The sequence below is a fragment of the Helicobacter sp. UBA3407 genome (assembly GCF_949747025.1).
Lineage (GTDB): Bacteria > Campylobacterota > Campylobacteria > Campylobacterales > Helicobacteraceae > Helicobacter_D > Helicobacter_D ganmani.
Genome location: NZ_CATKCB010000222.1, coordinates 1 through 2,972, shown reverse-complemented (window position 1 = coordinate 2,972; position 2,972 = coordinate 1). Strand labels below are relative to the sequence as shown.

The window sequence follows — 2,972 nt, the reverse complement described above, 5'->3', positions numbered from 1 at the left end:
GTGATTACAATGACTTTGCCAAATTTGGTGGCACTTGTGCAAAAAGATGTAAAGCGAATGCTTGCGTATAGTTCTATTTCTCACGCGGGATTTGCATTTAGTGCTGTGTTAATTGGTGGAATGCAAGCTTATAGTGCATTGTTTTTATATTGGATATTGTTTCTTTTTACTAATCTCGGAATCTTTGCGATGTTGTGGATTTCTCGCACAAAAGAACAAATTTGGGATAAACGTTATGACCATTCCTATGAAAAATTTTCTGGACTCATCAAGCTTTGTCCTTTAGCCGCTGTGATTATGGGATTATTTATGTTGTCTTTGGCAGGGATTCCACCTTTTTCAGTTTTTTGGGGTAAAGTTTATTTGATGAGCGCAGCAATTAATAATGGCTACTTGTTTCTTGCTTTTGTTATGGCAATCAATAGCGCAATTGCGGCATATTATTATTTAAAGCTTATCGTTTATATGTTCCTAAAAGACCCTTTGATTAGTGATGGGAATGTTTATTTACAGAATGCAACTTTGCCTCTTAAAATCGTAGTAGGAATCGCAACGCTTTATGTTTGCTTATCGGCTTTTGTGGTAGATGGTTTATTATTTGGAATTTATGGTTACATTGGTGGAAGTTTGATGTAATCTCTAGGATTTATCATAGGGTAGATAGTCTATTTCATTTATTGCTTTAGCTTATAGAGTCTCACTTTGAGATTCTATCATTAATATTGCTTTAACCCTTAATTTTCCTTTATATATATTAATTTATATAATGAAAATGTTAAAAGAATCTTGACTTTTTAGTGTGAAGTGAATAAAATGCGGATTAAGAGCAAATAAGGTAAAAAATTAAACTATTTTATAAGATGTGAGGGCATATGAATCCATTAGGTTTTGAACCATTTAATACTATCAATACAACTTCTTTACCAACTGGTAACCTTTTGTTAAACAAACAAAACAAGGATTATCATCATAAGTTAGCCAAGCTAGAACGCGTGCAAGAAATTATAGATGATTTTACATTAGAGAATAGCAAAGAAGTAGAAATCAATGCGAAACTTGCGGTAATTTACGCGGGCGAACAAGGAGCGATTCCAAAAATCGTGCAAGATTTTGTGGATTTGGCGCAAGAGTTTTTTGAAGTTGCCTTAGTAGATTTAGAATTGTTAGAAAATTTCAGCGGAAGCTTTGGTGGATTTAATGCCAAACTTAATAATGAAGAAATTATAGAGTTTGCGCAAGCTGTTTTGTTTGTTTGCGAAGAAGAATTGTTGCGCTTTAGAGGTGTCTATAATGTAGCTGATTTTAAGAATCCTGAAAGCTTATTAGAAAAGTTGAAAAAAAATATTGGTATTTATTCCTATAAAGAAATAATTGGTTATCAAGAGAATCTTTGCCAATATCATCATAGGAGAGAAAGACATTGCACAAGATGTGCAAATGTTTGTCCTACCTTTGGTGTAGATAATAACGACGACTTAATGGAATTGGTTTTTTCACCAATTGATTGCATTGCCTGTGGTGCATGTGTGGGTGTGTGTCCGACAAATTGTTTGGAATATGAGGAGTTGCCCAAAGAAAGCTTGGGGGAAATCATAGAGCAGTATAAAGGACAAAGGATTTTCTTATGTAACACGCAAGATTATAGAATCTTAGCCTCACAAAACAAAAATTTACCCTCTGATTTTCTGCCTCTAGTTTTGCCAAGTTTGTTGATACTAAACGAAAATGATTTGCTAAGTATGGTGCAAATGAGCGGAAATGCTTTGGTGGTTTATACACAAAATTTAAGCGCACCTATGGAATTTTTAAATCATATTACACAGCAAATCCATCAACAAAATTTTATTTTTGCTGTGCAGCAGGTAGAATTCTTATCGCAATTGGAATTACCACGAATAGAATCTTATTTTTATCAAAACCGCTACAACAAACCTTATCGTGAGTCTTTTGCACAGAGGTTGCAATACATGGTAAAAGACAAAGATTATGGTTTGGCAAAAAGTGTACCCGCGACACAATCACGCAAAGATTCTGTGTTTTATGGGGAAATCAAAGTAAATACACAAAAATGCACACTTTGTCTTTCTTGTGTGGGAGCGTGCAATGTAAATGCAATCTTTGCTAGAAGTGATGATTTTTCTTTACGTTTCAATGCAAGCTTTTGCACGACTTGCGGATATTGTGTTGCTTCCTGTCCTGAAGACGCAATGGAACTTCATAAAGAAGGGATTATGCTAAATCCAGATTTTTTTAGAAGTCAAGAGTTGGCAAAAGATGAGCCCTTTTTGTGTGTGGAATGTGGGAAGGTTTTTAGCACAAAGAAATCCATTGAAAAAGTGCTATTAATGATTGGGGATTCTTTTGCAAAGGATATTAAAAAGTTTAGAACAATTCAATGCTGTCCAGATTGCAAAGTCAAAGTTATGCTTGATACAACAAATGTAATTGCACAGGAAAGGGAGGCAGATGTTAGATAATTTGAGCGAACAAGAACAATTAAATTTAAAAAATGCTCGTGTTTTATACTATGACTTTTTTAATGGTTTGTTGGTTTTTGAAATGCTAGAAGAAAGAGCAGGAATCGCAAAAGAACAATTAGAAATCTTGTTAAATGCTCCTCTAAATCAGGAAGCAGAAGGCAGTATGCTACTTTTAAAGCAAGAGTTAGAAGACAATGGGATTCAAAATATTAAAGAGGAATTTTCTCGTCTCTTTGCATTGCCTTTTGGAGGGAAGCAAGTCGGTATGCATCTTTCGCATTACTATGAAAACTGCATTGGTGGGCAATCTCTTTTGAAAATTAGAGCATTAATGAAAGGAAGTGATGTGCGAGTAAATACAGAGAATTTTAAAGAAACAGAGGAACATTTAGGATTTCTGTGCGGCTTTATGCGTTACCTAATAGAGAAAGAGAATGTAGAGTTAGCAAAAGAAGTCTTTTTATTTAGTCAAAAAGCTTTTTTGGGTTGGGT

At 34.3% G+C, this 2,972-nt stretch carries 3 protein-coding genes; all 3 read left to right on the top strand.

Going from position 1 to position 2,972, the window contains the following annotated elements:
• A partial coding sequence (locus tag Q1553_RS07870; protein WP_300842897.1) for a proton-conducting transporter membrane subunit occupies window positions 1-636 on the top strand: 636 nt, incomplete at its 5' end.
• 236 nt (window positions 637-872) lie between these two features.
• Complete coding sequence (locus Q1553_RS07865) at window positions 873-2,477, top strand: 4Fe-4S binding protein (protein ID WP_297570405.1); 1,605 nt, start codon at window positions 873-875, stop codon at window positions 2,475-2,477.
• On the top strand, window positions 2,467-2,972 hold a 506-nt coding region (locus Q1553_RS07860), incomplete at its 3' end, for a molecular chaperone TorD family protein (protein WP_300842896.1). The genes Q1553_RS07865 and Q1553_RS07860, both read left to right, overlap by 11 nt.

Coding starts and splice junctions, on each gene's coding strand:
- Q1553_RS07865 (WP_297570405.1), top strand. CDS start 873: ATGAATCCATTAGGTTTTGAACCATTTAATACTATCAATACAACTTCT.